Genomic DNA, 25,871 nt, shown 5'->3' with positions numbered 1-25,871 from the left:
CTATCCACATGGAGCATTCGTGTCCATCCGACCACCAGGCGGAACAATCCGCCGCCGGCTGCCGCTGGCGGCCGCACTGGCCCTGGCCCTCGCGGTGCCGGGGGTCATCACCCCGATAGCGGAGGCCGCGGACCTTCCGGGTGCCCCGAAGATCGCGAAGCACAAGGACGCCAAGGTCCGGGCCGTCAACGCGCAGGGCGCCAAGGAAGCCCGGGAGTTGGTGGCCAGGAACCAGGCCGAGAACAAGGTCCAGGCGGACCGGGCCCGCGCCGAGGCCAAGGCCGACTGGCCGAAGGCGGCCACACTGGAGGGTTCGGCCGTACGGTCGGGCTCGCGCCTGCTGGTCGACGTACGGTCCACGGCTCGGGTCAAGAGCCCGCTGCTCAATCCGTCCGTGCCCAAGGGGCCGGCGGCGCCCGCCGCGGCTCCGGAGGGAGCGGTCGGGAAGTCGACCGTCAAGGTCCTCGACCAGAAGGCGGCCGAGAAGGCCGGGATCACCGGTGTGCTCTTCTCGGCCACCCGTCCCACCAACGGGCCGGCGCAGCTGACCGTCGATTACGGCTCCTTCGCCTCGGCGGTCGGTGGCAGCTGGTCCACCCGCTTGGGGCTGGTCAGCCTGCCCGCCTGTGCGCTGACGACGCCCGAGAAGGCGGAGTGCCGAAAGACCACCCCGCTGCCCTCGGCAAACGACATCAAGAACCGCACGGTGACGGCCTACGTCACCTCGCTCCCCGCCGGAACCACGACCACCACCAAGACCAAGGCCCCGGCGGCCGAGGCTCCGGCGGTTTTCGCAGTGATGGCGACGGAAACGGCCTCGCCCCAGGGCGGGGGCGACTTCGCGGCAACCCCGCTCGCGGCCTCCTCCAGCTGGGAGTCGGGAGCCGCGTCCGGGGCGTTCGCCTGGTCCTATCCGTTGACGGTTCCGGGCGCCGTGGCGGGTCCTACACCTTCACTGGCGCTCTCGTACAGTTCGGGGAACGTCGACGGCCGGACCGCGAACTCCAACAACCAGGGCTCGCAGGTCGGCGAGGGCTTCGACCTGACCTCCTCGTACATCGAGCGCAAGTACGGCTCGTGCGACGATGACGGACAGGATGACAAGTTCGACCTGTGCTGGAAGTACGAGAATGCCTCGCTCGTCCTGAACGGCAAGTCCAGCGAGCTGGTCAAGGACGATGCGACGGGCAAGTGGCGCCTGAAGGACGACGACGCCTCCCAGGTGACCTGGGGGACGGGCGCGGACAACGGCGACAACGACGGCGAGTACTGGAAGGTGGTCACCGGTGACGGTACGACCTACACCTTCGGCCTGAACAAGCTCCCAGGCGCGGGCTCCGAGCGCACCAACTCCACTTGGAGCGTCCCGGTCTTCGGTGACGATTCCGGCGAGCCCGGCTACAGCAAGGGCTCGACCTTCGCCAGCCGCTACGAGACCCAGGCCTGGCGCTGGAACGTGGACATGGTGCAGGACGTTCACGGCAACACCGCCACCTACTGGTACGCCGCGGAGACGAACAACTACGCGAAGAACGGCGACAAGACCAAGCTGCTGCCCTACACGCGCGGCGGCACTCTCTCCGAGATCCGCTACGGCCAGCGCGCGGCCTCGCTCTTCACCGGCACGCCCTCCCACAAGGTCACTTTCGACTACAAGGAGCGGTGCTTCGCGGCGAGCTGCACCGACCTGACGAAAGACACCTCGGACAACTGGCCCGACGTCCCCTTCGACTCGATCTGCTCGGCAAGCGAAACCGACTGCCGGGCGTCCGGGCCCGCCTTCTTCACCCGCAAGCGGATGACGGCGATCAACACCTTCGCGTGGTCCACGTCCCTGGAGCCGGACAACTACGCCCCGGTGGACACCTTCGACCTGGCACAGGAGTACCTGGACCCGGGCGACCTCGGTGACACCAGCGACCAGTCCCTGATCCTGAAGTCCATCAAGCGCACGGGCAAGAACGGCGGTACGGTCGAGGTCCCGCCGGTGGACTTCACCTACCACATGAAGCCGAACCGGGTGGACATCGACGGGGACAACATCGTCCCGCTCAACCGCCCCCGCATCAACACGATCACGTCCGAGACGGGCGCCATCACCACGGTCACCCTCTCCAACCCGGAGTGCGTGCGCGGCTCCAAGATGCCGGTGGCGGAGGACGACAACTCGCTGTCCTGCTACCCGGTCCACTGGCCGATCAACGGCGGTGACCCCAAGCTCGACTGGTTCCACAAGTACAACGTCACGGCAGTCACCATCGCCGACCCGGCCGGCCAGAACGACCTCGTCGAGAACGCCTACGAGTACGCGAACCCCGGCTGGCACCACAACGACGACCCGCTGACTCCCGAGGACGAGCGCACCTGGTCCGACTGGCGGGGCTACGGCAAGGTCACCGCCTACACCGGAGCCGTCGGCAAGACCCGCTCGAAGACCGTCAAGGTCTTCATGCAGGGCATGCGCGGCGACACCCGCAAGGGCACGACGGCCACCCGCACCACCACGGTCGCGGCCGTACCCGTGCCGGGCCTGACCATCCCCGACGTCAACGACGACGACCAGTACGCGGGCTTCCAGCGCCAGCAGATCACGTATGACGGGAACACGCCACTCTCGGTATCCGTCACGGACCCGTGGAGCAAGGAGACCGCGAGCCAGCAGAAGTCGTACGCCAACATCAAGGCCTTCTTCGTCCGCCCGCAGACCGCGTACAAGCACACTTTCCTGACAGGCTCCAACACCTGGCGGACCACCCGTACCGATACCGCCTACGACGCCTACGGCCTGCCGACGTCGATCTCGTCGGCCGGTGACACCGCCAAGACCGGCGACGAGACCTGCACCCGTACCTGGTACGCCCGCAACGATGCCAAGGGCATCTCCGGCCTGCCTTCCCGCAACCGCACTGTCGGCGCGGAGTGCTCGGTCACGGACGACAAGCTGAGCCTGCCCGCCAACTCGGCGACCCGTGGCGACGTCCTGTCGGACCTGGCCACCGTGTACGACGACAACGCCGCAACCGGCTGGACGGCGAACCAGACCCCGACCCTGGGCCTGCCCACCTGGACCGGCCGCGCCCAGGCCTACCCGGCGGCAGCCGGAACCGCCGACCGCAACCCGGCCGGCGGCGCCGGCTGGCAGACCGTCACCAAGACCACCTACGACACGGCCGCCGCCAAGCTCGGCCGTCCGCTGAGCGTCAGTGACGCGGCCGGGAACACGACCACGACCAGCTACACACCCGCAGCCGCGGGCCCGCTGGAAGTCACGGTGGTCACGGAGCCGAAGCTCGCCTCGAACGGGCAGCAGCACAAGAAGTACAGCTACACGGACCTGCGCGGCTCGACCGTGCGATCCATCGACGCCAACATGGCCTCGACCTTCAACACCTACGACGGCCTCGGCCGCGTGACCGCCACCTGGCTGCCCAACCGCGGCCAGTCGCAGTCCCCGAACGCCAAGTACGACTACCTCCTGGAACGCGGCAAGCAGCCGTGGACCTCGGTCAGCACGCTGAACGCCGACGGGACGACCTACAAGACGGTCTACACGATCGCCGACGCACTGCTCCGCCCGCTGCAGACGCAGACCCCGTCGCCGAACGGCGGCCGGATCCTGACAGACACCCGCTACGACTCCCGCGGCCTGGCCTACGAGACGTACGCCGACATCTGGGACAAGGACAAGGGGCCGGAGGGCGTCTACGCCCGCGCCGAGTACGGCAGCACGCCGGCGCAGACGGCGACCGTCTTCGACGGCCTCGGCCGACCGGTCACTTCCTCGCTCCTCGTCTACGGGGTGCAGAAGCAGTCAACCACCACCAGCTACACCGGTGACTCGACCGCCACCACGGCCGTCCAGGGCGGCACCGCGACCCGTACGATCACCGACGCACTGGGACGGACCGTCGAGACCCGGACCTACTCGGGGACCACGCCGAACGACCTCGCCTATGGCGGCACCGCGCCCGGTACCCCGTACACCAGCGTGAAGCAGACGTACACGGTCGACGGCAAGCAGGCCACGACCACCGGCCCGGACAACGCCAAGTGGACGTACGGCTACGACCTCTTCGGCAGGACCACCACCGCTACCGACCCCGACAAGGGCACCGGTACCACCACCTACACCGCGCTCGACCAGATCGCGACCACGAAGGACGCGCGCAACACGGTCCTGGAGTACGCCTACGACGAGATCGGTCGCAAGACCGGTCTGTGGAAGTCGCCGAAGTCCGACGCCAACCAGCTCGCGGCATGGACCTACGACAGCATCCGCAAGGGGGCTCCCACGGCCTCCACCCGTTACGAGGGCGGCCTGACGGGCAAGGCGTACACCAAGTCCGTCACCGCCTACGACACCCTGGGCCGTCCCACGACGACCCGGCTGACCCTGCCCTCCGACGACCCGCTCGTCACCTCGGGCGCCATCGCGGCCACCACCGACCACACGATGACCTACCGGCTCGACGGGACTGCGAACACGGTGGCAGCACCGGCGGTCGCAGGTCTACCCGCCGAGACCCTCCAGGTCAACTACAACAACTTCGGCCTGCCGAAGGGGCTTTCCGGCACCACGGACTACGTGCAGGACGTGGCGTACTCCCCGATCGGTGAGATCGAGCAGCTGACGCTGGCCCGTTCCGCGGCCGCCGGTGTCCGCAAGACGTTCATCGGCAACACCTACGAGGACGGCACCCGCCGTCTGCTGAAGTCCACGGTCAACGACCAGACCCACAACGGCATGCTGCAGGAGCTGACCTACAACTACGACCAGGCCGGCAACGTCCTGTCGATCTTCGACTCGGCCCCGCTCAACGGCTTCACCAAGGCCGACAACCAGTGCTTCACCTATGACGCCCAGCGCCGTCTGACCGAGGCCTGGACCCCGAAGACCGCGGACTGCGCCGTCTCGGGCCGTACCGCCGCCAACCTCGACGGCGCCGCCCCGTACTGGAACAGCTACACCTACACGGCGTCGGGCCAGCGGGCCACGGAGAAGACCAACACCGGCACCCCGCAGACCCGTACCTACTGCTACGACCCGGCCCGCCCGCACGCCGTGGCGGCCACCACCACCGGCGCCACCTGCACCGGTGTCACCCCGCAGTACACCTACGACGCGACCGGCAACACCACCAAGCGCGCTGAAACGCCGGGCAGCGCCACCTCCCAGACCCTGAACTGGGGTCCGGAGGGCAAGCTCACCAAGACCACGGAGGGCGCCACCGCCACCGACTACGTCTACGACGCCGACGGCGAGCTCCTCATCCGCCGCGACCCGCTGGGGGAGACCGTCCTCTACGCGGGATCCAACGAGGTGCACCTCAAGGGTGCCAAGAAGTGGGCCGTCCGCTCCTACAGCATCGCGGCCGTCAAGATCGGGGTACTGACCAACGAATCCGGCACCGCCAAGCTGTCCTTCGTCGCGGCCGACGCCCACGGCACCTCGTCCCTGGCCATCTCCGCCGACGACACCCAGGCGGTGGCCAAGCGCTACACCACCCCGTTCGGCTCCGCGCGCGGACCGGCGGCCAACTGGCCGGACGACAAGCGGTTCCTCGACAAGCCGGAGGACACCGGCACGAACCTGACCCACATCGGCGCACGCGAGTACGACGCGACCCTCGGCCAGTTCATCAGCGTCGACCCCGCGTTGAGCCTCGACCAGCACCAGTCCCTCAACGGCTACAGCTACGCGAACAACAGCCCGCTCACCTTCAGCGACCCGACGGGCCTCGAGAGCTGCGGCAGCTACGGCTACTGCGGTGGCGGCGGCTGGACCAACGGCGAGTACATCGAAGACGTGGACGATGACGACGACGGTGGCGGCGGCGGCGGTGGCGGCGGCGGCGGCGGCGGCGGCGGCGGCGGCAAGCAGGGAGGCAATGGCGGTTCCGGCAACAAGCCCGGCTCCTTCGTCAGCGTCATCACGCCGCTCCCCTACATCCCTCCCACCATCGCGGCCCCCGAATACGCGAAGGAGCGGGCGTGCCAGTTCGATCCGGTCCTGTCCTGCAACCCTGAAGATGCCGTCTACGGGGGGCAGAACAACGGGTCGGTCACCATGGTGGCATTCCTTTGGGCAATGGGGGCGTTGTCACCCGAAATGACCTATGGGGAAAACAGCCAGGTCGCGCGAGACGTGATGAAGAGCGATCTCACCGCAGCACACCGAAAGGAAATCGGGGATCTCTTCTACGGAACTGGGCAGAGGTCTGGCAAGTTGACCCCCAACTCCATCGGCGAAAAGGATGCGGCCGGCCAGTCGAGCCAGCTCCGGGAGGATCTGACCGCCATCGCCACGCACGATGATGCCAAGCTGGCCACGGCTGTTCTGGGTTCGTACAAGGCGAACTATGAGATACTCCGTGAAGGGATAAATGGCGTTCAGGCGCGTATCACCATCACCAATGGAATGACGGTCTCGTCCTTCGCCCACGCCAAGACGGGTTATGACACTCCGGCGGATAAGTTCCTGCAGAAGAATGTCGACCATGTCGGCGTCCTGGGGCACGGCAAGGGGCAGGCCATGACGATCGTCTTCCGGGTGGTAATTCCGCGAAATTACAACTACGGGGGTCCGAATAAGTGAGAACCTTCAAATCGATTCGAGTGGCCGCACTGTTCCTGGCTCTCTCCGCTCCTGTCGTGTCTTCCTGTGCGGCCCTTGAGGACGCCGGGGCGGGGTATCCGAAGGCCGTCTTGGCCGATCGAGACTCGTTGGTCCGCTCCTGGGGAGCGGGCGGAAGCGAAGTCGCCCTGAAGGCGGACGGTTCATTCGAATCCAAGGGTGTCGACTTCGGTAAGGAGGACTGTCATGAAGGGGTCCCGGATCCGGGAGCCGGCAGCTGGTCGTCGTTTGATACGGGTCAGGGGGTGACGAGGGTCCAGCTGAAGTTCGGATCCGGATGCTTCGGCTCGCTCTGGGTCGGAACGATCGACGGTGTGACCGTACTGTGGCGGGAGACGAGCCCGGAGAAGCACGAATTCACATCTCTGAAGTAGGTGTGCTCGGGCCGCACTGAGCACCCACGCACGACCGCCGTGCGGCCCTTCCGGCCCAGGGCGACAGCGGAAGACCCCGGAGACTTCCTCAGGTTCTAGGAGTCGTTGCAACACCCCAGCTCAAGGGGTGGCATGGACTTCGAGTCCGTGAGGACCGGCAGCCGCAGGGACGGAAGAAGCTCACCGCCGAGCGGGCGGCATACTTCCGGCTCATGCAGCAGGGCGTAAGCGACACGGAAGCGTGCCGGATCGTCGGGATCAACCGACGGACCGTGAAACGCTGGCGCTACGGACGCGGCGCGTCCGGCAGCGACAAGGCGGCTCCACCGATGACCGCGGTGGAGCCGCCTTCCGTGCCGTCGCGGTACCTGTCCGTCCAGCCCGAGCTCGTCGCGGAGATTCCAGGCGTACTCGGCTATGTCGTCTCAATGTGTTTGTGGCACGTTGCTAGGCTTCAAGCCCTTTACCTGCGTGCCTTCATGAACCGAGAAGATGATCTTCGGAGGCTCGGCCGCTGAAACCTCGCGGGTAGGCCGTAGGTTGGAGCTGTGAACTGCTCATATGTAAGTTCTGAGACGTGACGTCACTTTCACTGAGACGGCTTTATGTACAGCAAGGTCTTGTGGCGGGATGCTGAGCGTGCCCGTGGGCTGCCGGACTGTGCTGATGGGGGAGTAGTCGTGATGTCACGGCTGCCGGCTGGTGAGCGCGGCCAGCAGCGGGCACCTCCGCGCGTAGCCGCCTCGGGGCTCAGGGCTTCGCTCCCCGGCTCCCCAGCGAAAGTGGTCTCGAGCGCAGATCGAACAGGGTGCAGCGGTCGACCATAGCCCTCAAAGCGCTTGTCGTCGGCGTGCTGGTCGGCGTGTCGCTGCGGGGCGTCGTCCTCCCTTGCTGCCCTTGGCCTCGGCGGCGCGCAGTCCGTCGTAGGTCAGCTCGCGCTGGAGGTCGCGTTGCAGTTCGCCGGCGGCAGCGAGGGTCTGCACCATGAACTTCACGGTCGACAGCAGTTCGCCGGTGCGTGGGTGGCGGGCGGTGAGGTCCATCGCGGAGAACGCGTCGTCGTGGATGCGCAGCGCCACCTGGTCGCGGTGGAGGACGTCGAGCACGTCGAGGATGTGGCCGTTGCCGCGCACGAGGCGGAACATCTCGGAGATGTGCACGGTGTCGCCCGGCCGGGCGTAGCCGAGGAGTGCACGGATGTGCGACATCCCGTGAGTTCGTCTGAGCCCTGCTGAGTCCTTGTCCCCGTGGCCAGGGTGTTCTGCCTCCTTAGAGTGTTCTTCGAGTCGGTGACGTAACTTCAGGATTCTTGAAGCTTTCTCACTTCGTCCGATTGATCTGTGATCGGGGTGAAGGTGAGGAAGCTCGGGTTGGCGCTGGCAGCCGTACGCGACCTGCGCGAGTTCCGCGATCCGGTCTCGGCGGAGGAACTGGAGCAGTTCGAGACCGACGTGCTCGCCGGGTTCGTTCTCGCGCGGGCTGCGGGCATCCGTCCGAACCTCCACGGCTCAGGTCACGGCGTTCTACCGTGGCCGGTAGCACCCGCGAGGAGGAGCCGATGAGCGCCCAGCCCGACCACACACCCGCCCCCGCCGCCCCGTATGCGCCAGCACCGGGTGCTGCGGCCGAACTCCTTGCCCAGCTCCGAGAGGACCGGCGTGCCGAGCAGTGGGTGCCGGCGTTCGAGCGGGACTGGGCCAAGGCTCTGGAGGACGCCCGGCACACCTTCAGCCTGACCCCCCTGCACGAGGTGGTGCGCACCTGGCAGCTCCGCGTCGCCGCGGCCCCGGCCGTCGACGCGTTCATGGACTCCGGCCAGGACGATTCCGACTTCATCAACCTCGCCGACGTCCTCGGCGGCCGCCCGTGACCGAAGAACAGCCGTGGGCGGTGCGCCTGTCCCCGCAGGCCGCGAAGACCCTCGCCGGACTTCCCGCGCCCGCCCGGGAGATGGTCCGCGACGTCCTGGACATCGCGGTCCGCTCACCGTGGGGCTGGCCCCAATGGAATACCGGCGACCCGGAGGGTGAGGACGTCCGCGCCGCGTCGGTGGGGCAGTTGTCCGTCGTCTACACGGTCAACCGCCTCACCCGGCGCATGTCTGTCCTGGACATCGTCTGGCTCGGATGACCCCGAACCGGTATTCCGCTGCCCGACGCCGCGATCAGGCCGGGGGGCGGGCGCCATCGTTTTCGGGAAGGTGTAGCCGGGCGCCGGGGGTGAGGAGCTCGGCTTGCCCCGGCTCCTCCACCCCGCCCTCACCGGATGCTGCACCACATCGGCCAGGGCACGTCGCCAGGGTGGCCTAGACCCCTGTGACGCCGATGACACGCAGGTTGAGGGCCCACGCATCACTTCCCAGGCTAGGCAGCGCAGCGGTACCTCACAGGGCCTGGACGGGAAACCGCGTGCGCATGGGGTGGTCTCACTCCGTTCCCGAGCGCGTCGCGGTGGTGATGTGGGATACCGGGATGCAGGCCCCGGGCGAAGCCGGGACCGGGCGAGGAAGGGGATGGTGGGCCGTGAGGGTGGGACAGGCGAGGGAACTGATCGGGCAGGCGGTGACGGACGCGGTGCGTTCCGGCTTCGCCACCTGGTTCGACGACATGGACTACGCGACGCATCCAGCCCCGCCACCCGCGTTCAAGGCCGGTCGCGAGCTCGCAGGCCATGACGCCTCCTGCGTCCCCGAAGTTCGTCCCGCCCGGGTGGAGTCCACCATCACCGACGACGACCCGAAGATGTTCTTCACCTACAAGGTCGAGTACGGCGACGAGCCGCTGGTCCAGCTGTCCGTCCCCCGCACGTGGGCACGGCAGGTCGCCGGCGCGGGCTGGGCGGTCGTGGACGGCCTGCCGGTGGTCGACGTCCTGGAATGGGACGACAGCGTCACACCCCGCCGCCCCACGCGGGTGCAGACCGCGCTGATCAGTGCCGACTACGACGCCCAGATGCACGGCTGGCGCGCCCACGCCGACAACCGCACCTGCCGCGTCGCCTGGACCGACGAGGGCACCGCCGCGTTGGTCATGCCTTGGGACGAACCCTCCAACGCGTGACCACACCCACCACCGAAGCGCTCTCGCGGGTCCCCGGGGCCCCGGCCAACGAGGTCAGAGCACTGCCCGCAGGCCGCGGTACGCGCGTCCTTCACCGTGGTTCCCGGCGTCCTGGTGGTCACCGGCATCTTCGACTGACCGCGCCCGCACCCCGCCGCTGATCAGTACGAGGAATCGCGGCCCCTGGGCCTACCAGCCCATGCGGTTGCGCGGTGGCGGACCGGCGGCGATCTCATCGTCCACGCGCTGCAATTCCGCTTCCAGGCGTTTCTGGCTGTCTTCCAGGTGTTCCTGAACCTTCTGCAGTCGCTCGCGGCGCCACTGTGCAAGGTTGCGGGCGCTTTCAGCGGTGTGCTGCCTGGTCCGCTCGTCCGCCCGCTCTGCCTCCTCACCCATGGCGCGGTGGTCGTCCATGGTTCGCGCGCCCCAGATCACCAGCGGGATCTCGGTGTCCACCAGTGTCTCGGTCAGCGCCCATACCTGGTCCCGTGCGCGGATCGCGCGTTCGGCAGCGGTGAGGATCACCTTCAGCAAGTCCTCATCTGCCGTTTCGAGGTCTCGGCGGTTCGGAGGGTGCCCAGGGTTCTGAGCCAGGGTGCGCAGCGCATCGTGCAACTGCTCCAGCAGCATCTCGTCCACACCCCCAGCATGCCGTTCCGTGGATGCCGCCTGCCGGGGAAGCTCTGGCGCTTTACCCGAAGATGTGAACCTCGGGCCGCTGCGGCCAGAGGCTTGAGGGCGTACAGGGGCAGGTTCGGGAGCGGGTGGCCGTGCTGAAACGATCGTCCCGGGCCGGGGCTGCCCTACCGTTGATGGGATGCGCAATCTCTTAGCCGGTCCGGCGGCTTTCGCTGCCGTGCTGCTCCTGGCGCCGGTCCCGGCGCACGTTGCGGTGGCGGCGCCATGTATCGCGAAGTCGGGGAGCGACGCCACCGAGACGCGTGAGGACAGCTCCGTCGATGACGGCGAGATCCGGTGGACCGCGAGCACGAAGTACAGGGCCGAGTACGCCCACGCCAACAGGGCGTGGTCGTATCCGGGGGCGAGGATCAGGATCGCGCCGGATGCGGCGACCACCGTCAACGACCTGAACTACGAGGACTTCTCCGAGGCAAGGAACGCCGCGGCGGGGGTGTGGTCGCGCCGTCCGGGCCCGGCGGCGACGGATCTGATCCGCTTCAACAAGGCGCGCATGGACACCTACGACCCGGCCACCCGCCGGATGGTCGCGGCCCACGAGCTCGGCCACGCGCTCGGGCTGTGCCACAAGTCGGGCAGCGGGAAGAACGCGGTGTCCTCGGTGATGTGGCCGGACGTCGCCCAGTACCCGGACGCCCCGACGGACGTTGACAAGGCCAACCTGAAGAAGCTGTGGGGCTGACCATGAGCATGAAGGTGTGGGTCGGCGGCTGCCTCGTCGCGGCCGTCGCCGCAGCGGGCGCGGCCTGGTTCACCATCCCCGCCCAGGAGACCGGGACCACGCACGCGGTGTGCGGCCCCGACCTCGGCCGCGACGCCGTCGCCGCGGCCAGGTCCAAGGCCGTGGCCGTCGTCGAGGCCGTCGAGAACACCCGCTACCGGGAGGACGGCGGCAGCGCCTACCTCACGACCCGGGTGAAGACCCTGGAAACCCTCAAGGGCGAGCTCGGCGACGTCCTGGACATCACGCAGGGCGTGAAGAACGGCGGAACCCCAGGCCGGTACGCCACGGAGGACCCGGACCGCTACGCGGTCCTGGAGCCCGGCCGCCAGTACGTCATCGCGGTCCAGTCCGGATCGACGGCCGGCACCGCGGGTACCGAGGCGTGGGCGTGGTACGCCGAGCCGGCCCAGCGGGGTGTCGCGGGGGAGCGGGAGCACTGGCAGGAGGCCCTGGCCAGCCCGCCCGAGGACGCCGTGAACAGCAGCTGCGAGGACGTGGACGCGCCGACGGGCTGACCCGGCGCTTGCCGCGCCCGCGAACGGGAACCTGTCCGGCCGGTCAGCAACCGCCGTTGTGGCAGATGGGCGTGCCGGGGCGTGCTGGGGACTTGCTCTCGCCGTCAGTGGTGCGGGCACCAGGGGTCGTCGCAATCCGCAGGGTCGGGCTGTTCGGGGTGGAGCATCTTTCGGACGCAGCGCCGCAGTCCCGTCTCCCCGGATCCGCCGGCGGCGGCCATCCAGGGCAGGTCGTCCATGGCGCGGGCGCGCTCGTCGGTGGCGAGGTTGTCGACGGCGGCGCGCAGGTCGCCGGGGGCGGGTTCGTCGGTGAGGCAGAGCCAGCCGATCGCGGCGGCCAGCCGTACCTCGGGCTTCTGTGTGCGGTCCTCCCACTGCTCTCGCATCCATGTGGTGGTCGGCGGGTGGGGGTGGGTGCGGGTGGCTTCGGCGGTGGCGAGGATCAGGGCGGCGCGGATGATCGGGTCGGGCTCGGCGGTGAGTCGGGTGCGGAAGGCGGCACGGACCGTGCGGTCGGGGTCGGTTGCGGTGGCCAGGGCGTAGGCGGCATGGATGCGGATCGACGGGGCGGGGTCGTCGAGAAGGGGTTGCAGGAGGGCGGTGTCGGCGGTGATCGCTGCCCGGGCGGCGGCGACCGACCAGCCTGCCGGATAGCCGGTCACCTCGACGCCGTAGTCGTCGTAGAGGTCGTCGTCCTGGATGTCGCCGCGGTGGAGCAGCAGTTCGTCGCGGGAGGCGACGCCGAAGTAGCGGGCGCGGGCCGGGGTAGAGACTTCGGCGAGCGCGTCGACACGGTGAGGGTGGCGGGGGTCGGCGGCGATCCGGATCAGGAACGGAACGGCGGGCACGGCGGCGGCCCGCATGTCGTCGGCACACATGCCGCCCACCACGCCCATCCCGGTTTGGACGGACGAGCCGCCGGTGTGCCGCAGGTGAACGGCCTCCCGGACCCGATCCCCGTGCGGGAAGTGCTCCCAGGGGACCTCGTCGAGCAGGAATCTGTCCTTGGCCTCGGGTCGGATGCCAGCCACTACCGCCCGCACGTCGTACGGCCCGCCCGCGAACGAGGACAGCTGCGCCCCGTCCACCAACGCCTTGCACATCGCGAACGTCGGATCGGTCCGCCAGTCGCCCACGTCACACCACTCCCACCGCCGAGTCTGATCGGAGCCGATCATGCCCGAGCGGACCGGCATCAGTGCCTGACACCTGTGAACGAAGGTCTCGCCGCGAGGCCCTGGGCCGGGGCAGAGGATCGGCAGCATGTACGTCAGCGTGTGGCTGCGTTGCGCAGTGCGAGGTGGTCCGGGCGGTGCCTGCGAGGTCGGTCTCCCGAACCAGCCGTAACCCGACGAAACTGGCGACATGCCGCCAGGCCGGCCGGCCTGGTGCTCGCCGCGGCCATCCGCCGGTCGCTGCGTCGCGCACTGCCGGCGAGTTCCGCGCTGCACGCTCACGGGGACGGAGCACCTCGCTCTCCTCCGGCCCCGCAGACACCGAGCCCCCTGTAAGGCAGGACATGACCCCTTCGCACACCACCGACGAGCAGCTTCTCGCTGCCCTCACGGCCCTGGGCATCGACGTCCCCGACGACCTGGGCCACAGCAGCCACGACCCCGAGCTGCGCACGGCCGCTCTGTGGGCCCTGCTCTGGCGCTCCGCGGGCGCCGGCTACGAGGAATCCGTCGCCGGCCCCGACCACGCACGCGCCTACTTCACCGGCCCCTGGGAGTGGCCCCTGGCCGAGGACCAGGTCCGGCGCGCCTGGTTCGAACTCGGCTTCGCCGGTGACCGGCTGGACTCCCTCACCATGACGGTGCCGCCCTGGTCCGTCGGACTTCCCCACGAAGACGCTCCCGACGACCCCACCGTCGCGACCGACGGATGGGCGTACGCCGCGAGCACCGCCGTCAACCTCGCACAGGCTCTTCTCGGTCCACTTCGGTGGATGTCGTCCCAGCGCGCCCCGGCCGCCATCTCCCAGGCCGACCGCATGCTACGCCGCCTTCAGGCCACCCTCGAGGAACTCGGCGACGCCACCGCACACCCCCGGTGCGAGAACTGCGGCGGCCTCCAACACATGACCGCCACTGTCCCCGAGTGCCTCGACTGTTCCGTCTCCGAGTCGGCTACCAACACGGAGGGTGTCGAGTAGACGGCGGCAGCCCACGGCAGGATGCTCCACGCCGATTGCCCCCAGGCAACCGCAGCGTGCGCATGCCGTACTTCCGGTTGCCCATAGGAAACCCGGGCCGACGAGCCCCAGCTGCCGACTCACCTGAACGAGCTCGGCGGCCTGCACATCGGTGCCGAGGGCCGTTCGTCGTTCGGCCGCCACTGGCAACGTCTGCTGAGCGGGCGTGGTTCATTCTTGACCTACGGTCGATAGGCATGGTGGCGTAGGGCGCCGTGACAGGACCTCGCATGACCCGCCCGACCGTTGAGGTGCTGCGCCTGCTGCTGGCGGCGCCGCCGCACGAGCCGCTGTGGGCCGCGGGAATCGCCGAGCAGACCGGCCTGGGCAAGAGCACCGTCTCGCAGATCCTGACCAGACTCGCCAAGCGGCAGTGGATCGCGTCCCGCCAGGAGCGCGGCCCGCACCCAGGCCGTCCACCGAGGGCCCTGGGCGTGCTGACGCGGCAGGGGCGCCGCGAGGCCGAGGCGGCACTGGCCGCACGGGGAGGGAACCGCCATCACGGTTCGGAAGAGTCGGTGCCGGCCGATGCCACGGTTGCCGGCCAGAACCCGGCACACGCCGGTGGACGAACCCTTCGGCTTCACCACCCGATCAGCTTCTCCGCCCTCACTTCACGGCTCCGGGCACCGGCGGCCGAGCCACGGAGCGACGACGTCCCGGAAGCCGTCGCGGTCGAACGTGTGAATGTGCGTGCTGGTGGCAGCGGGTGGGCGTCAGCAGATCCAATAGAGCGGGGAGTATCGGTCCGCTGATTGTGTGTGGACCTGATTGACTGCTCGCAGTGCTTTGGCGGGGCCGGTGAGTGGGGGCGCGGCGTGGGGTGGAGACTTGTCAGTCGTGTGGCGAATCCGTGGGGCCAGGTACCGCTGTCGGCTGGCGGCGAGAGCATCAACCCGCGGGTGCGGGAGTACATGACAAAAGTCGCTGCTGCGGCTGCGCGGCGCGATTGTGTGTCTCGGAGGCATCACTACGTTCCTCAGGCTTATATGCGGGAGTGGAGTTCGGACGGCAAGCGCATACGGGTTTTGGACACGGTGAATGGTTTCGACAGGCTCCGCGGCCTCCGAGATACATGCGTTCAGGAGAACTTCTACCGGGTGTCGGGCAGCGACGGCGAGGCACATAATCAGGCTGAGGCGATGCTGGCAGTTATCGACACCGAATCCGCACGCCTTCTCCGTCTGCTGCGCGGGTGGGTACCAGATGACGATGTGGACTTCGGCGACTTCATGTCGTTGGCTGTGGTTCTAGCCTTCCAGCGGAACCGCACACCGCAGAGGAGGCGCCTTCTGGACGCCCACAGCACATGGCTGAGGGATCGCGCGCTCCAGGACACGCCATCCCTCACGACCACCGGGTTCGTCGCGAGTCTCTTCAGTAGTGCTTACAGCGCTGCTGACGAGCACTCCACCCGCCAGCTCGAATTGTGGGACGACCCGCAGGGGAGGCTGATTACCTCCGATCACCCGGTAATTCTGTCGGCGGACTCCTCGGGTCAGCCGCCGTCGACGCTGACCAGCCAGTACCTGTGGTGGCCCATCAGCCCGTACCGCATCGTTGCCCTCAGTCAAGACCTCCAGCCACGGAAGATCGTGCACCGGACCATGGAACGCAGGGGAGTCGACAGGCTGCGGGCGGCTGTAATCAGAAATGCTGAATCTGCGATCATCGCGCTCCCTCACGACACGGAACTGCCGGCGGGGAAAAGACTTCGCCGTAGACCGCAACTCCTTGTCGACTGCAGGCCGGTAGATCCGGGAGAACGCCGATGCAGGGTGAGCCTCGGGTCGGAATACGGCTCATCCACCCTCGACAGGGCATGCCGGTCACTTTGCGCGATCGAGCCGCGCACGTAGGTCTGGTGGTCTTGGCTGTCATGTGGTGACCAAGCTGCTGCCGCGGGCTGCCTAGCAGCAGGACGGCTGGCTGTCATGGTGTTGCCCATTCCTGTGTGCGTGGCTGCTGTTGTCGGGTGTGCTGGCGGGTATGGGTGAGGACGGCCGGTTGGTGCGGGGTGTGGTGGTGCGTCGCTTGTTGGCGGTGGATCGGGGTTCGGGGTCGGTGTCGTCGCTGCATGTGCGGGTGATGGCGGAGGCCGCGGGTGTGACGGTGCGGACGGTGTGGCGGTGGTTGTCCGAGGCGCGTGAGGGCCGGTTGGAGCCGGTGCCGAGGCAGGACAGGTTCACGATGGATGACGGGTTGTGGGCGGTCCTGGCGGAGGTCGGCGGGAACGTCGCCGCGTTGCACCGGCGGATGACGGCGGAAGGTTCGTCCGCGGCTGCGGGTGGGCCGTCGTTGGGCACGTTGCACCGGGCGGTGCAGCGGGATCTGCGGGCCGGCCGGGTGCTGGAGGTCGCACGGCCGGCGCGGGGCCGGGTTGAGGTCAGCCGGTACGACCGGGCCCTGGCCGAGTTGAAGCTTGTGCGGCCGGGTGAGGGCCTGCCGGTGGTCGATGCCGAGCCGCAGGACCCGCCCATGGCCGCTGCCGATGCGGAGGACGTCACGCCACCGCGGGGCGGGGTGCGGTTGTTCGTGCCGGGGGCGCGTGTCGTTTCGACGGCCGCCGTGGCCGCGGTGGTGGAGTCGGTCGGCCACACAGTTGCGGCGCGAGGAATCGGCTGCTGGTTCGGAGATCCGGGAGTGGGTAAGACGGTGGCGGTGCAGCAGGCGCTGCATCTACTGCCCTCAAGGGTGCCGGTGTGGCGGGCTGTGGTCGCGGTGAAGCCGGGGCTGCCTCAGATGCGCGCGTCGCTGCTGGAAGCCCTGGGCCTGTCAGGGGGCTCCCTCGCGCACCGGGCCCAGACGGCTGACCGCGCGCTCGGGGAGGCGCTGCACCGGCCTGGGGTGCTGTTCCTCGATGATGCGCAGCGTCTGTCTCCCGCTCTGCTGGACTATCTGCGGCTGTTGTGGGACGAGCCGGGGACGGCGGCGGCGCTGGTGCTGTGCGGGGCGGGCGCGGAACGGATGATCGCGCGGGCCCCGGCGCTGCGCTCCAGGGTCCTGACCTGGCACCAGGTCCTTGGCATGGAACAGGAGCAGCTCACAGAGACGCTGTCCATGTTCCATGCCGTGTGGGAGGGCGTGGAGCCGGCTGACGTCGGCTGGGCGGATGCCACGGTCGCGCGCGGCAATTTCCGCACCTGGGCGAAGATCACCTCCCACGTCTACGCCCTGTCCAAGCGCGAGAACGCCACACGAGTAGACCGCCCCTTGATCGAGCAGGCCTGCGCCCGGCTGGGCCCCTACCCATGACACCCAGCGACCCGAGGAGAAGGAAAGCTCGGCGGCACAGAGACAGGCGGAACACCCATGAGTAGCACTTCACATGAACCAGAAGACCCGACGCCGGCATCTGCGGCCACGCCGGTACTGGAGGGCCCTGGCCTTGCCGCGTTGCGCGGGCCCGCAGTCGAGCAGCTGCTCCGCCTGCGGGCCCAGCGACGGCTCTCACGCGGGCATGTGCGCCTGGCGGGGGAGTGCCTGGGGGTCTCGGAGCGGACGGTATGGCGGTGGCTCGCGCAGACGGAAACAGGCCCTGATGCCGTCGCCCGGCCGGGCGCCAGGTCAGGGGACCGGTTCGAGGTCACCGCCGACATACGAGTGCTGCTCGCGTACTGGCACGGGAACGCCTCCGTGGTCCACCGTCAGCTCGCGGCCCGCGCCCGAACCGCCGCCGGGCAGCCCGCCACCTCAGTCCCAGGAGGAGCCCCGGCGGACGCGGTGCCGGTGCTGGATCCGCTGCCGTCGCTGTCGACGTTCCTGCGCGCCGTACGCCGTGACCTGACCGCGGGTGAACGCGCGGCCCTCGCACACGGCCCGGAAGCAGCCCGCGCCCACGACGTGTTCGCCCGCCGTCCCCGCCTGTGGCGAAACCACACCTGGGAGACCGACCACGTCCAGGCCCCGCTCCTGGTCGACGCGGACGGAGACATGGTGCGCCCGTGGGTGACGTGGTTCATCGACACCGCCACCAAAACGATCACCGGCACCGCCGTCACACCCGGCTACCCCTCCCGGGCCTCGATCCTGGCCGCCCTGCGCGCCGCAGTCCTGCGAACCGACCCCTACGGTCCGGCAGGCGGGGTACCGGAGCACGTCCGTGTCGACCGGGGCAAGGACTTCCTGTCCAAGACGGTCCTGGGCGCGCTCGGAGCCCTGGGCACCCGCGTCGAGGACCTGCCCGCCTACAGCCCCCACCTCAAGGGCACCGTGGAAAACCTCAACCGCTGCGCCGACCGCATGCTCTTCGCTGCCCTGCCCGGCTACACCCCCACGGCCACGACCCGACGCAGCAGGAAGAAGACGAGCCCGGACACCTCCCCGCCGCTGCCCTTCGAGGAGTTCACCACCGAGGTCCTGGACTGGGCGCGCTGGTGGAACACCGAGCACCGCCCCGCCAGCCTGGCGGGCCAGACACCCATCGAGGCCTGGAACGCCGACCCCACACCGCTCTCCGATGTCGCCGAGAGCGCCATGTGGGGGCTGATGCTCGAGGACGACGGCCGGCTGCGGAAGCTGACCAGCCACGGAGTGCGCTGGCGCGGCCGGGACTACATCGCGGCATGGATGGCCGGCCAGGCCGGCCGAAGCGTCCGCATCCGCCACATGCCCCACCACAACCACGAGATCGAGGTCTGCGACCCCGCCGGACGACACCTCGGCACCGCCCACCTCGCCGACGCCGCCACCCCCGAACAACTCGACGCACTGCGCCGCACCCGCACCACACGCGCCCGCCGCCTGCGCGACGACGCAAAGAAGGCCGAAGCCCAGCGCCGCCAGCGCTACGCCCCCGCCACCACCCCCACGACACCACAACGCCTGGGCGCCGTCACAGCAGCCGAAGCCGACCAGGAACTCCACGCAGCCGCCCACGACGACATGGCCACCCTGGCCCTCCCGGACCTCATCCCGCCCGCACCACCACCCGAGGACTGGAACACCCCAGCCTCCCTGCGCCCCACCATCGCCCAACACCCCCGCACCGGAGAGAAGAAGCGATGACCAGCCAGCTCCCGCCCCGGGAGACCGACCACTACAGCCAGCTCCCCGACGCCACGGTCGTCACGACCCGGGCACTGCTGACCGCACGCGAGAACATCACCGACACCATCGAGGCCCGGGCGATGATGTGCCTTCACGGTCCGGCCGGCGTTGGCAAGACCCTCGCCGCCAACGTCTGTCTGCGCGACCTCGAACGCACCCGCGGCGAGGAAGTCTGCCGGATCACCTTCCGCGCCCGCCCCACCGCCCGCGCCGTGCGCCACGAACTCTTCAACACACTCGGCCTGCCAGGAGAGCCACCACGCCACCCGTCCGAGTTCGACCGCCTGCTCCTGGACTCACTCGCAGCCCAACCACGCACGCTGGTCGTGGACGAAGCCCAGTGGCTCAATCGAGAAACGTTCGAATACTTCCGGTTCATCTGGGATCACCCCTACACCCAGATCGCGATCATCTTCGCCGGAGGAGAGGGCGCGCACAGCGTGCTGCGCAAGGAGCCGATGCTGTCCTCCCGCATCTTCATCTGGCAGCCCGTCACCAGACTGACCCTGGATGAAGTCCAGCAGGTTGTCCCGCTCTACCATCCCATCTGGGCCAACACAGACCCCGTCGACATCGCCTACGCCGACCGCCACGCAGCGCATGGAAACTTCCGCAACTGGGCCCGGCTCACCGCACACGCCCTGACCGCACTCGACCGCACAGGCCGCGAACACCCCGACCAGGAAGTGCTCCGCTGGGCCTTCAGCCGACTGGGCAGCTGAGCCCCAGGATGCTGGCAGGATCTGCCGTCGACCGCCCCGACCGCGCCGTGCCGGGGCCGGTGTGCTGGCGGCGGTGCTGGCCGCGTCCGGCTGGTGGGCCGACTGGGCCGGGCACGGGACCGCTGGCCTGGTCCTGAGCCTGCTGGCCGGGGTTGTGGTGCCGGTAGGCGCGTGGCGCTCGGGGGTCCTGCACCCCGCGCCCCGCTCCATCCCAGCCGGGCCCGGCCCCGCGGCCCGCGGTATCGGAGCGGGCGAAGTCGGACCGGGTGCGGTCGCTGCGCCTGCTGCAGCGACCGACGAAGCCGGCGACGACGGGCCTGTCGGCGGAGTGGTCGGAGTTCGAGCGATCGTGCTCACGGCACCGCCGGACTTCCCGCCGGTGAGTACCCGCCGGGTCACGGCTGCCTGCGCCCGTGAGGGCGGGAGCGCTACGGGCGTGGGGTCGTTTGGGGGTGTTGAGGCGGGGGCTCCGTGAACCGGTTCACGGACCGGTGGGAGTACGGAGTGGGGGAACGCGGACAGGGCCGCCCCGGCGGTGCGGGTCGGCCCTGTCGCGTGCGGCACTCACGCGGCAACGTGGTGCTGCTGTGTCCCTGCTGCGAAGTCACCAACTTCAGGGGGTCCGTCGGTCTCCCGGCGGGTTGTGCCTTCCCACCGTGCCCTGGAGCGGTCGCAGGAGGCAAGAATTGCTTGGACGGGGGTGTACGAACGGGGCTACTCGTCCCCGTTACGGGGACGTTATTGGGACGTCCGCCGGGCCGCAGCGGAACCTGCGAGGAACCGGGAACGTATTGCCGCAGTTCAGGCTGTGATCGGCGGGGGCCTTGCCTGGTATGCAAGGTGTGGACGCCAGTGAACGAATGAACGGGCATTTGCGGCATTACGGGCCCTGGGTTCGTAGCAGGCCTTAGGCCGGACGGGCTATCCCTGTCATCCTTGTGTTCCTAGGCACGCGACGGCAATCGCCCCTGGGAAAGCGCTACTTGGCGCGACGTCACCGATACGGGAGGGCGCTGTCCCGCGCCCTCCCATCAACTTCAAGGGGGGCCGAATACTCGGCCCCGGTAAGGCGGATGGCCATGGGCGTGCAAGAAAACTTGCGTCCGGACGGACCGCGGCGGGAGACGGGCGGCCGGGCGGCCGGGCTGAGCATGCCGCAGGCGGTGGTTATCAGCGTGATTCTGATCTCGGCCGTGGTACTGCGCCTGTACGGGATGCCGGCGGGCGAAGCCTTCAGGATGCTGGCGGGCGCGGCCGGACTCGGAGTAGTGGTTGTCCTCGCGCCAGCGGTACGGGGCAGTGTGGCCGCGATGGTCCGGGCCGCTGTGCAGTCAGGCCGCTGAGGGGGATCTAATGGGACGTCCTGAACTGCCCGTGGACCACACGGTCCCGGCACGTGGCCTCCTGGCCGAGGCACTACGCGACCTCCGTCGGCAGGCCGGTCTGACCTATGACGAGCTGGCGGTGAGGACCGGAGTGTCGCCGGCAACGCTCAAGCGCGCCGCGTCGGGCGGGACCGTTCCTGCCCTTCAGACGGCCCAGGCAGTCGCCGCCGCCTGCGGCAGAGATCCCATCAAGATCGGAACGCTGTGGCGTGCAGCCAGGGCCGCGGACCGGGGCCGTCTGGCGCAGCTGCGCCGGCCGGCCGCACCGGAGCTCATCACCACGCCCGCCGAGCTGAGCGCGGCACTGGAGTACTTCTACGAGGCGGCCGGGGCACCCTCGCTGCGCCTGCTCGCACGGCGTGCGGGCGGTACCCATCTGCTGCCAGTGAGCAGCGCCGGGCGGATAGTGAACCGGCAAGCCCTGCCCGCCAGTCGGCAGCAATTCGTCGCCTATCTGACAGCCTGCGGCCTTGCAGGCCGTCAGCTGGAGCGCTGGGGTGACGCCTTCGTGGAGATCACCGTACTCGGCCGAACCAGGGCCAACGACACGGCGACCTGGATGCTCGACTACCTGATGTCGGGAGCGAACGGGCGGATCTCCTTCCCGCCGCGCGAGCCGCCAGTCTCAGCGGAGGACCCCCAGGTCTTCCACGATCGGGCTACGGGCCGGTGGTTCGCACGGGCACTACCGCAAGAGCGAGATGAGCTCGCCCTCCGCAAGGTGATGCATGGCCGGGCGGCGGCCTGACAGCCGTTCCAGGAATCCGGAACGGCACCCGAACCGCCCCAAACCGCCTACGGCGCCCAGTCGATGCCGAGGTCGGCGAGTGCGGCGTGCTGCGCCTGGTCGAGCCGGTCGCGGCGGGCTTTCTGGTTCCCGATCCAGATGCCCACCCGGTGAGGACCATCGGGGAGCTGCTCGATGGCGCCGCGCCCCGGCATTCCGCCTTCCCGCGCGATGTACTGCTGGAGGGCCGCAAGGCCTTTCTGGAACGCCTCGCCGCCCGCGCGCGGCCCGGACGCCGTAGTCGTCTTCGCCGCCGTCTTGCGGGCGCGGGGGGCCTTCTTCACGCCGAGTTCGGCGAGCCGGCGTTGCTGCTCGGCGTTGAGCCGGTCCCAGGCCCGGCGTTGGGTGGCGAGCCAGCGTCCGATGTCGTCGCCGTGCCGGGTGACACCGGGGACGACGGCCGTCAGGCGGGCGCCTCCGGCCAGGAGCTGGGCGAGGTAGGCGTAGTGCCGCTGCCAGTCCACCGTCCACCCCAGCGTCCCCGGGTTCCAGTCGGGGTCGATGGCGGTGAGCGCGGCGGCCCGCCGCTGCGCCCGGTCGGGGTCCTTGCCCAGCCCGCCGGGCCGGCGGATGTTCGTCAGCCACTGCCCGATGGCGATGTCGAGGAGCGCCGCGCCCCGCGGCGCTGCGAGGGTCCCGTGGAGGGCGTAGTAGGCACGAGCGGCGCCCAGCTTCTGCTCGAACCCGTGGTCGGCGGTGTCCCAGACGATGCCGAGCTCCTCCAGCTCGGCCGCCCGCTCCCCGGTCATCATTCCGGCCCGGTAGGCGCGGCGCTGGTCGGAGAGCCACCGCCCGAGCGGGTACGCGCCCTCGGCATGGTCGTAGGGGACGTTGAGTCCGCCTTCGCGTTCCCGGTACCGGAGGGCGGCTTCCAGACCGCGGCGCCAGTCCTGGCGTTCGGTGTTGAAGATCTGGTAGCTGATCCACTTCGCGATCAGCGCGGGATCCCGAGGGACCGCGAACCGGAGCAGCAGCCGATGCTCCTCCTCACCCTCCTCCGGCGCCTTCCCGACCAGCAGCGACGGCTTTACGACACGCTTCTGACCTTCCTGTGGAATTGCCAGCATTTCCACAGCACGCTCATCATGCGCCCGAAGACCGTTCAGAACCCGAATAAGAGAGCCGTACGACTTCGAGGAAAGAATGTCCTCCGGTTTTTCATCCACACCCAGAAATACGGGCACGATCAGGGTGGCCATCTTCCCCTGGCCGGGCTTCTGCCGCAGGGCCCGCCCGATGGCCTGGACGATGTCGACGGCCGACCCCTTCGGGTCAAGCAGGGCCACCGAGTCCACCGCGCGGATGTCGACGCCTTCGCCCAGGACCCGGCAGTTCGCGAGCACGGCGCGCCCGGCGCGGCGGCCGAAGTCGGCGAGGACCGTGGCCCGGTGCCCGGCCTCGTGCTCCCCGCGCAGCCACCCCGTCCACACCTTCTCCGGATGCCGGGCGGGGTCGACGGCGTGGAGCCGGGCCGCGACCCGCGGGAGGCCCTCGGCGAAGGCCTGCGCCTCCACGGTCCGGTGATGGAAGGTGATCGTCGTCTTCAGGTCATGGGTGGCCATGGTCTCCAGCAGCGTGGTCTGCAGGGCTGCGAGCCGCTCGCCGCGCAGCTGCTCCTCGTACCGTTCCTCGCTGTAGAGGCGGTCCGGAGTCACCACGGGGTCGACCAGCTCGGCCACGACCACCTGATACTTCGCCAACAGGCCGCGCGAGATCGCGTCGGCGAGCGACAGCTCGTACACGACCGGCCCGAACACCTTCGCGTCGTCCATCGAGCACGCCAGTTCCTTCGGCAGCCGGTCCACATGCGGCCGGGAGACGTAGACCCGCCCCTCCGCCTCAGCCTCCCTGCGCCACTCCTCCTCGGCCAGCCGCCGGGCCTCCTCCAGCGCCCGCGCCTCCGCCCGCGACCGCGGCGGGCGTTCGGCCCAGATCCTGGGCGTGGCCGTCATGTACAGCCGGCGCCGCGCCGGAATCATCTCCTGCCGGTGCACATCCGCCCACACCTTCCCCGCCGACCCCGAAGTCCGGTGCGCCTCATCCACCACCACCAGGTCGAAGGGATCCATCGGCAACCCGTACCCGCCCCGGTGCGCCTCGGCGATCACACCAAGGGAGGCGTAGGTGGCGTACACGGTGACCGGCCCCCGCCCGTGCCACAACCCCAGCTGGGGCGCCGACGTCGTCGCGCGCACGTTCAGGCCGTAGAGCTGGGCGTTGTCCCCCAGCGAGCACACCGCGACCGCAGGCCCGGCATGCCCGGCGAGCCGCCACTCCCGCGCGGTCTGAGTCAGCAGATCGAGGGTCGGCAGCAGCACCAGCACCCGCCCGTGCCGGGCGAGCCGGAGCGCGGCCGAGGCCGCCATGACGGTCTTGCCTGTCCCACACGCCGCCACCACCGTCGCCCGCAGACCGGCCTCCGGAATTCGCTTGCCCGGCGGAATATCCAGCCCCCGGACGATCGCCTCCACCGCTTCCTCCTGGTGGGGCCGCAGGACGATGTCGCCGGTCTTCTGCATGCGGCACTCCACTGAAATTCAGGCGGCTGGATCCCCGCCAGGGGGATATGGCGATGTTCTCGGGATGCTACACAGCATATTTTAGATGATGCAGCAGAGCCGTGGCGGACAGGCCGAGCAACCGATCATGCGAGGATCCAGGGATGGAACACAGCAGCGGATGCGATGCAGAGTCGGCTACGGGTCACGCCGACCTGATGTCGCTGGTAGCGGGGGCGACAGGTGCGGGGACGGCCGAGCAGGTTGTGGCCATACCTCTCGTGATCTGCCGGTTGTGCGGTTCGGACGGCGAGTTCGAGGTGTGGGCGGGTGACTGCTACTGCGTGGGATGCCTCATAGCGATCGGTGTGTGGGACGGCAGTGAACCCGAGGCGTTCCCCCTGCCGGTACACGCCTTCCCGTGGAAGCTCGTACCGTCCGCGGCCCCGCTTCCTCCGCTGCCACCCTCGGACTACTTCAGATGTTCTGCCGGGGGCGGCGTGTTTCAGGTGGCTGTCGCCGTGGTGCTCGGCCAGGACGGTGTCGTGCGGCGGCTCTCCGTCGGCCTGAGGTGCTCAGAGCATGGTGGACTGTATCCGTACATCGACAACGCACGTGTGGAGCCGATCGAATCCCGTGAGGCCAGCTCCGGGAGCAGGCGGTGAGCCACACCGCCCCAGCCTGTCGAGGGCCGTTCTTGGGTGGCTATCTGGTGGCACGTCAGCACCACCGGGGCAGGTGTTTGGGCGGCGGATTTGGTGAGGCCTGGGCCGTACGATCTCCGGTGTGACCCGTCCTCTCTCAGGTCCTCTTACGTGGAGGCACCCCCTTGCTGCATTCGTGCTGACTCTCCTGATAACCATCTGCTGGTATGGGCTGCAACCGGTCTACCCGGATTGCGTGTTCGCCTTCAGCGGTTCGGTGACCCGGAAGGAGGCGTATCAACGGGCAATCGAGTCGGGGCAGTGCGAGCCGTCCCACACGCGTTGGACCACCTGGATTGGTTGACGCCCCCAGACGAGTAGCAGGGCGAGCCCCACACCGCGCTGCTGCCAGCTGGCCCGCGACAGCGGGCCTGGTCCTGGAGGCGGAGCCGGAAGGACCTGAAGGGGTGGGAGCGTCAGCGGACACCCCTTCGATGTCTGGGCTTGCGCAGACATCTGGTGGTGCGCAAGCGCCACCGGGCCGACGCTTGCGCCGGCCCCTTCGGTTGGACGTCCGCTTGCGGACG

20 protein-coding genes and 1 pseudogene are annotated in these 25,871 nt (G+C 69.2%); 17 read left to right on the top strand and 4 right to left on the bottom strand.

The window, feature by feature from the left end; all coding sequences use genetic code 11:
• Positions 1–19 precede the first annotated feature (19 nt).
• A complete protein-coding gene (locus AB8A24_RS28720) occupies positions 20–6,595 on the top strand; it encodes an RHS repeat domain-containing protein (protein WP_369477993.1) in 6,576 nt (2,191 codons plus the stop codon).
• Positions 6,596–7,205: 610 nt separating this feature from the next.
• Positions 7,206–7,526, top strand: a pseudogene (locus AB8A24_RS28715) (helix-turn-helix domain-containing protein); the annotation flags it as partial.
• A gap of 312 nt (positions 7,527–7,838) precedes the next feature.
• On the opposite strand, the gene AB8A24_RS28710 reads toward AB8A24_RS28715, so the two are convergent.
• Entirely contained in the window at positions 7,839–8,216 is a 378-nt protein-coding gene (locus tag AB8A24_RS28710) for a recombinase family protein (protein ID WP_328959554.1), read from the bottom strand.
• 132 nt (positions 8,217–8,348) lie between these two features.
• Between AB8A24_RS28710 and AB8A24_RS28705 the strand changes: the two genes are divergently transcribed.
• The 4 genes from AB8A24_RS28705 to AB8A24_RS28690 all read left to right on the top strand — a co-directional run bounded on the left by AB8A24_RS28705 (position 8,349) and on the right by AB8A24_RS28690 (position 10,067).
• On the top strand, positions 8,349–8,570 hold the full coding sequence (locus AB8A24_RS28705; RefSeq protein WP_328959553.1) for a hypothetical protein: 222 nt from the start codon (positions 8,349–8,351) through the stop codon (positions 8,568–8,570).
• Positions 8,567–8,878, top strand: coding sequence for a DUF6247 family protein (locus AB8A24_RS28700; RefSeq protein WP_328959552.1), 312 nt, complete (start codon positions 8,567–8,569; stop codon positions 8,876–8,878). The genes AB8A24_RS28705 and AB8A24_RS28700 overlap by 4 nt, the downstream gene beginning before the upstream one ends.
• Positions 8,875–9,138 carry a hypothetical protein gene (locus tag AB8A24_RS28695; RefSeq protein ID WP_328959551.1) on the top strand — a complete coding sequence of 88 codons (264 nt, stop codon included), beginning with the start codon at positions 8,875–8,877 and terminating at the stop codon, positions 9,136–9,138. Before AB8A24_RS28700 ends, AB8A24_RS28695 begins: the two co-directional genes overlap by 4 nt.
• A gap of 398 nt (positions 9,139–9,536) precedes the next feature.
• The gene (locus AB8A24_RS28690) at positions 9,537–10,067 is read left to right on the top strand and encodes a hypothetical protein (RefSeq protein ID WP_328959550.1); all 531 of its coding nucleotides are present in this window, start codon (positions 9,537–9,539) and stop codon (positions 10,065–10,067) included.
• Between the two features lie 189 nt (positions 10,068–10,256).
• Here the strand turns inward: AB8A24_RS28690 and AB8A24_RS28685 are convergent, their stop codons facing one another.
• A complete protein-coding gene (locus tag AB8A24_RS28685) occupies positions 10,257–10,706 on the bottom strand; it encodes a hypothetical protein (RefSeq protein ID WP_328959549.1) in 450 nt (149 codons plus the stop codon).
• 178 nt (positions 10,707–10,884) lie between these two features.
• Here AB8A24_RS28685 and AB8A24_RS28680 point away from each other — a divergent pair, with 178 nt between their 5' ends.
• Together AB8A24_RS28680 and AB8A24_RS28675 are read left to right on the top strand one after the other, a co-directional pair.
• Complete coding sequence (locus AB8A24_RS28680; RefSeq protein WP_328959548.1) at positions 10,885–11,448, top strand: matrixin family metalloprotease; 564 nt, start codon at positions 10,885–10,887, stop codon at positions 11,446–11,448.
• Between the two features lie 2 nt (positions 11,449–11,450).
• Positions 11,451–12,005 carry a hypothetical protein gene (locus AB8A24_RS28675; RefSeq protein WP_369477992.1) on the top strand — a complete coding sequence of 185 codons (555 nt, stop codon included), beginning with the start codon at positions 11,451–11,453 and terminating at the stop codon, positions 12,003–12,005.
• 104 nt (positions 12,006–12,109) lie between these two features.
• Here the strand turns inward: AB8A24_RS28675 and AB8A24_RS28670 are convergent, their stop codons facing one another.
• On the bottom strand, positions 12,110–13,201 hold the full coding sequence (locus tag AB8A24_RS28670; protein WP_369477991.1) for a HEAT repeat domain-containing protein: 1,092 nt from the start codon (positions 13,199–13,201) through the stop codon (positions 12,110–12,112).
• Between the two features lie 323 nt (positions 13,202–13,524).
• Between AB8A24_RS28670 and AB8A24_RS28665 the strand changes: the two genes are divergently transcribed.
• The 8 genes from AB8A24_RS28665 (at position 13,525) to AB8A24_RS28630 (ending at position 22,103) form a co-directional block, all read left to right on the top strand.
• Positions 13,525–14,160 carry a hypothetical protein gene (locus tag AB8A24_RS28665; RefSeq protein ID WP_328959545.1) on the top strand — a complete coding sequence of 212 codons (636 nt, stop codon included), beginning with the start codon at positions 13,525–13,527 and terminating at the stop codon, positions 14,158–14,160.
• A gap of 269 nt (positions 14,161–14,429) precedes the next feature.
• Positions 14,430–14,954 (top strand): MarR family transcriptional regulator, encoded by a 525-nt coding sequence (locus tag AB8A24_RS28660; RefSeq protein WP_369477990.1) that lies wholly within the window; start codon positions 14,430–14,432, stop codon positions 14,952–14,954.
• Between the two features lie 159 nt (positions 14,955–15,113).
• Positions 15,114–16,058, top strand: a complete 945-nt coding sequence (locus AB8A24_RS28655; protein ID WP_369478005.1) for a DUF4238 domain-containing protein — start codon at positions 15,114–15,116, stop codon at positions 16,056–16,058.
• 130 nt (positions 16,059–16,188) lie between these two features.
• A complete protein-coding gene (locus tag AB8A24_RS28650) occupies positions 16,189–17,454 on the top strand; it encodes an AAA family ATPase (RefSeq protein ID WP_369477989.1) in 1,266 nt (421 codons plus the stop codon).
• A gap of 141 nt (positions 17,455–17,595) precedes the next feature.
• Positions 17,596–19,206 (top strand): Mu transposase C-terminal domain-containing protein, encoded by a 1,611-nt coding sequence (locus tag AB8A24_RS28645; RefSeq protein ID WP_369477988.1) that lies wholly within the window; start codon positions 17,596–17,598, stop codon positions 19,204–19,206.
• Positions 19,203–19,970: an AAA family ATPase gene (locus AB8A24_RS28640; RefSeq protein ID WP_369477987.1), complete on the top strand. Its 768-nt coding sequence runs from the start codon at positions 19,203–19,205 to the stop codon at positions 19,968–19,970. Before AB8A24_RS28645 ends, AB8A24_RS28640 begins: the two co-directional genes overlap by 4 nt.
• Before the next feature lie 1,079 nt (positions 19,971–21,049).
• The gene (locus AB8A24_RS28635) at positions 21,050–21,313 is read left to right on the top strand and encodes a hypothetical protein (protein ID WP_369477986.1); all 264 of its coding nucleotides are present in this window, start codon (positions 21,050–21,052) and stop codon (positions 21,311–21,313) included.
• 10 nt (positions 21,314–21,323) lie between these two features.
• A complete protein-coding gene (locus AB8A24_RS28630) occupies positions 21,324–22,103 on the top strand; it encodes a helix-turn-helix domain-containing protein (protein WP_369477985.1) in 780 nt (259 codons plus the stop codon).
• 47 nt (positions 22,104–22,150) lie between these two features.
• Here the strand turns inward: AB8A24_RS28630 and AB8A24_RS28625 are convergent, their stop codons facing one another.
• A complete protein-coding gene (locus tag AB8A24_RS28625; RefSeq protein ID WP_369477983.1) occupies positions 22,151–24,661 on the bottom strand; it encodes a Helicase associated domain protein in 2,511 nt (836 codons plus the stop codon).
• Positions 24,662–24,804: 143 nt separating this feature from the next.
• On the opposite strand from AB8A24_RS28625, the gene AB8A24_RS28620 reads away from it, so the two are divergent.
• Positions 24,805–25,305, top strand: coding sequence for a hypothetical protein (locus AB8A24_RS28620; RefSeq protein WP_369477982.1), 501 nt, complete (start codon positions 24,805–24,807; stop codon positions 25,303–25,305).
• Positions 25,306–25,871 lie beyond the last annotated feature (566 nt).

The organism is Streptomyces sp. BF23-19, from assembly GCF_041106355.1.
GTDB classification, from domain to species: Bacteria; Actinomycetota; Actinomycetes; order Streptomycetales; family Streptomycetaceae; genus Streptomyces; species Streptomyces virginiae_A.
The sequence above is the reverse complement of the archived record's forward strand: the minus strand, read 5'-3'. Positions and strand labels throughout refer to the sequence as shown.